2 protein-coding genes are annotated in these 5159 nt (G+C 38.0%); one reads left to right on the top strand and one right to left on the bottom strand.

Annotation, left to right across the window (positions count from 1 at the left end; translation table 11 throughout):
• Positions 1 to 240 precede the first annotated feature (240 nt).
• Positions 241 to 1302 carry an S-methyl-5-thioribose-1-phosphate isomerase gene (mtnA, locus tag ACFE90_RS21985; RefSeq protein WP_375504284.1) on the bottom strand — a complete coding sequence of 354 codons (1062 nt, stop codon included), beginning with the start codon at positions 1300 to 1302 and terminating at the stop codon, positions 241 to 243.
• Positions 1303 to 2061: 759 nt separating this feature from the next.
• Here mtnA and ACFE90_RS21980 point away from each other — a divergent pair.
• A partial coding sequence (locus tag ACFE90_RS21980; RefSeq protein WP_375504282.1) for a hypothetical protein occupies positions 2062 to 5159 on the top strand: 3098 nt, incomplete at its 3' end.

Raw genomic sequence — 5159 nt, 5'->3', positions numbered from 1 at the left:
GGGGTAAAACTCAATACGCTTGGGTTAAGAAAAATTGTAGGTTGGGTTAAGCAAAGCGCAACCCAACGAAGCCCGGCAAATGTTGGGTTTCGTTCCTCAACCCAACCTACACAGTTTAAGGTTTTTAGCGTTAACTGAACTGTATTGGGGTAAAACTGACGTGAAACCCAGGTGAGTAAACTATTTCAGACTTGTGTATACATCGTAGGTTAAAGACAGGGAGGGGTTCGTCGAACTCAATTATACTAATTGCTTTAACTGTGATTTCGCTAATTTATCAGGTGCGATCGCTCCATTCTCTGTAATGATTGCTGTAATCAACTCAGCCGGAGTCACATCAAATGCTGGGTTGTAAAAATCTACACCCGCAGGTGTGAGAATGGTATCGCCAACTTGATAAATTTCTGTTGGTTCGCGTTCTTCAATAGGAATTTTGCTGCCGTCAGCTAATTCAAAATCAACGGTGGAAAGGGGTGCAGCTACAAAGAAGGGGATATTATGTGCTTTAGCTGCGATCGCAACACTATATGTACCAATTTTGTTAGCAGTGTCGCCATTAGCAGCAATTCGATCAGCGCCCACAACTACAGCATGAATTAAACCCTGTTTCATGCAATGAGCTGCCATATTATCAGTAATTAATGTTACTGGAATACCTTCTTGCACACATTCCCAAGTGGTGAGTTTTGCACCTTGCAAACGGGGACGGGTTTCGTCGGCAAATAAACGTTCTATACGTCCTTCCCTCCATGCAGAACGCACAACACCCAAAGCTGTGCCATAACCAGCAGTAGCTAAGGCTCCAGCGTTACAGTGAGTAAGCAGCCTCAGCTTTTCTGGGGTAGTGGGTAACACTGCCAAACCATTGTCGCCGATCGCCTGACAGGTTTGTAAATCTTCAGCGTTGATTGCTTGGGCTGTTTGCAAAAGGGTTTGCTTGATATCTTCTACCGTTCCCAGCGTTTCGTAGGCGGCTTTCATCATCCGGCTAATTGCCCAAAATAAATTTACCGCCGTTGGACGAGTAGAACGCAACAACTGAGCTACTTTATCTAAGTGTTGCAAAAATTCGTGGCGATCGCTTGTTGCAATTTCCCTTGCACCAAGATACATTCCATAAGCCGCAGCCACACCAATTGCAGGCGCACCTCGCACAATCATGGTTTTAATCGCCCGCGCCATATCTTCACTGCGATGAATTTCCACAAATGTATATTCGTTTGGTAAGCGCGTTTGATCAATTAGTGACACTGAGTTTTTGTGCCAAATAACGGGATAAACCTGGTTTGTAGAAGGTGTCATAAACAATTCTAAATTCAAAATAAAAAATGCAATCATATCAACTATTTTAGGAACTAATACCATTTATTTGTGAAACTGCGTCAAACCTTTTTAACTTTGTAATATACATATCTTTATTCATACCCTTGTGATTTTATATACGAAAAGCTAAGTTGATTTATATTAAATAATTCTTAAGCTTTTTCAATGTATTGTTTTGTTAAATTGATATTGCATTGATTCTGATATAAGTGATATATAAACTTTAATAGTTAAGCAAAATCAGTTTTTGTCCTATAAATAATTAGGAAGTTTATATCTTAATCCGAATCGGATAGCTGTACTCACATAGAAGCATTTTATAACTGGTTTAAAAACTAAATCTTTCTTGAAGTTTACCAATCCCATTGATTACCGATATACAAAGATAGCTGTAACCTAGAAGAAAGATACTAAGAAAGAGTATATTAATTTGTATTTTTCAAGGGAGCTAAATTAGTTAAGTTACAAGTTTGACATCTATTTTGGGTAATAATACTGCTTATTACATTTGGATAGAGCAAGCTGATTGCAGATTTGAACAAGGGTGTGTAGTATTCCAAGCTTTGAATATAATGAAGACACTTTCAGGAATTGCTAAACTGAGTGTTTACAAAAGTTTTTTATATTAAGATACTGTCTAACACTTGGATTTTCATTACGTTTCAAAATTGAAAATCATTAACCTCTTCAAGTATGAAATTATTTAGTTTATTCCAAAAGAAAAAAAAGGAACCAAGTATGAATAAACAAGCAAGTTCTATACCTGCTGTTGATTTAGTGATAGTCATCGATACTAGTCCTTCGATGAAAGATGAAGCCCAGAGTTTGAGTGATGCTGCCCAAGAAGCGATCGCTAAAGCTAAATCTAGTTGTCCAACAAATTTAAAAGTAGTTTGGTTAGGTATAGAAGGTACTTGGAAAGGGACAAACTTTGACCAAACTATCAGAGCTTATCTAACTCAAAAGGCTAAGGTGTCTGAATCCAAACTCCGGGGTAGAAAAAGAGGAGAATTAAAGTCCGCAGGAGCGCAAGAAGATGCAGCTCGTGCTATTGAAGATATTTCAGAATACTTTGATTGGCGTCCAGGTGCAGCACGAGCTATCTTTTATCTTGGCGATGAAGCACTTGAAGGCGGAGGAGATAAAACAGAGCAAAAAGATATTACAGCTGCTAATTTGGCTATCCAAAAAGCCCAAACAGCAGGAGTTACCGTTCACACCTATTTTGGAACTTCTAAGAGCAAGCATCAAGCAGGTATCAAAACTGAATATGCCAGAATTGCAACCTCAACAGGTGGACAATCTTTTACAGATAAAGACGCTATCAGTGGTTTTAGTGCAGTCTTAGAAAAAGTTATCTGTGGTAGTCGCACAACTAAAACAATTAAGCTCAAACCAGGAGCAGTTTATATCCATGATTGTGTCTCCAATGAATTAAGCAAACTTTATACTTTAGATTTAGTCACAGGTAAAGCTACCTTTATAGGTGAGATAGTTACAGAGGTTTCAGACATTGCTTTTGTCGATTCCCAACTATATGGACTTGATCAAGAGGGCAATAAGACTAAACTAGTTAAAATTGACCTCAATTCAGGTGATGCTACTGCAATTGGTGATATTGGCTTTGCTACATCTGGTTTAGCATATAATCGCCAGCGTCATACCCTCTACGCCACAACTGCTAAACAACTGATTGCTATTAATATTGAAACAGGTAAAGGTACGCCAGTAGTAACGGTAGCAGATAAAGACTACAACTGTGGCGAAATTGCCTTTGATGCTGATGACAAAGCTTATATTACCTTAATTGGTTACGACAAGAAGAAATTACTAGCAAGTTCTAACCTCGATACAGGTGAAGTCAAAACCATCGGCGATATTGGCTTTGCTGATCTTGCCAGTATGGAATTTGTTGGTGATGTTCTCTATGGCGTAACTGGCAATTTCTTTAAGTTAGGTAAAGACGGTCAATTAATCCGTATTGATACTACTACTGGTCAAGGAAGTTTAGTTGCCATAACCGATCCTATCGGTCGTTGGGCAGGTATCACTATTTATGAACCAGCTACGGCAATAATAACAGAAATCGCTCCAGAAGTAAACTCCAAAGAAAAATCGGAAGAGACAAAATCTCAAGAAATCAAAGTTATCAAGGAAGAAAGTATGACTATTTTAACCATCGATACCAAAAATAATTGTTACGTTATCGACCGCGATCAAATGAACAACCTGCAACAAAATGTTGCAACTTCCTTTACTTTCGAGAAAGGGACTTTTGATATCAAAATTACTGATGGTCGCTATAGCTATGCTAAGAATAAAACAGAAGGAGAACCTTTTGTCTTGCTCTGGATATATGGGGCTGATGGTAGTACATTTATCAATAAAAGCACAGGTTTTGAAGTAGGTGCAACCTGGACAACCTTAAATGGATATAATGATAATCTAAAGTTAGAAGTCAAAAAGAAAGCAGTTCTGAATGCCTTGTTTTTTGATGTGAATAATGCTGACAACAGTGGAGCAATTAATCTTTCTATTACTAGTAATAAACAATTTTTCAGCACTCAGACATTAACAGTAGACAGCCAACGCAATTGTTATCTGCTGGATCAAACAAATCTATCTAGCTTAAAACAATCGGGTTCCAATTTCGTTGAATTAACACCTGGAAATTATCAAATAAAAATTCGTGAAGGTAATGCCACCTATTGGTCGGATAGTAAGAAGTTTGATTTAGAACCTTGGGCTTTAATTTTGGTTCAAGGTGGAAAATTTATTACAAAACTGACAGGCATAGAAGTCGAAGAAAGTTGGTTTTCATTAAATGGTCTGAAAGACGAAGTAATTTTAGAGGTCAAAGAAAAAATTACCTTATTGGGTTTATTTATTGACACCTACAAAGATGATAACGAAGGTCAAATTATTCTGGCAATAGAGCCAGTAAGTGCAACTGAACTGACTGAAAAGTATAAAAAGCAGGAGAATAATAAGGCAACTGTTACAACAGGATCTGTTACAAATAGTACAACCGAGACTGTTACAACGGGGTCTGTTGCAAATAGTACAACCGAGACTGTTACAAATATTCAAAGCTCAGGTGGATCTGTGAGTCGTGAAGCAGTGGGTGCGAACAGCTCGGTAGAGTTTACCTTCCGTTTTAACGAAGATGAATTCAAGAAGAAGTGGGAGGAGCAGTTACAGCAGATTAATGCATCTATCAACGTTATAGATGCAGGCGATGTCACCCTAGAGGCTAAGTATTGGGATCAACTCGAAAATTGGCTACTGAAAAATTACGAGAAGCACTTTAAGAATTTGGCTGTAGAAGTTGCAAAGGTCAGATTCTCGATGGATGCCTATATACAGCAGATAGAGTTTAGTCTTAACCAGCACTTGCAAGGCTGGTCTGGCTACTTAGACAAACTTGTGGAAGATAAGATCAACGTTGAGATATCAAAGAGAATTAATCAGCAGATCAACCAGTACGTAGACCAGACCTTTGAGCAAAGGATACGTAACAACGTCGGATTAATTATCAACAATATTGTCAATAAGCAGGAACTCAATCAATACATTGATCGGCATGTTGATCGGCAAATCGACCAGACTTTTGAAGAAAGAATACGTAACAACATCGGATTAATTATCAATAACATTGTCAATAAGCCGGAACTCAATCAGTACATTGATCGGCATGTCAATCAGCAAGTAGATCAAACCTTCGAGCAAAAAGTACGTAACAACATCGAATTAATTATCAACAATATCGTCAATAAGCAAGAACTCAACCAGTACATTGACCAGCATGTTGATCAGCAAATTGACCAAAGCTTTGA

The organism is uncultured Nostoc sp. (assembly GCF_964245445.1).
GTDB lineage: Bacteria > Cyanobacteriota > Cyanobacteriia > Cyanobacteriales > Nostocaceae > Nostoc.
The sequence above is the reverse complement of the archived record's forward strand: the minus strand, read 5'-3'. Positions and strand labels throughout refer to the sequence as shown.

Bases quoted from the DNA above. Each gene is read 5' to 3' on its own strand.
- mtnA (WP_375504284.1), bottom strand. From the start codon at position 1,302: ATGACACCTTCTACAAACCAGGTTTATCCCGTTATTTGGCACAAAAAC.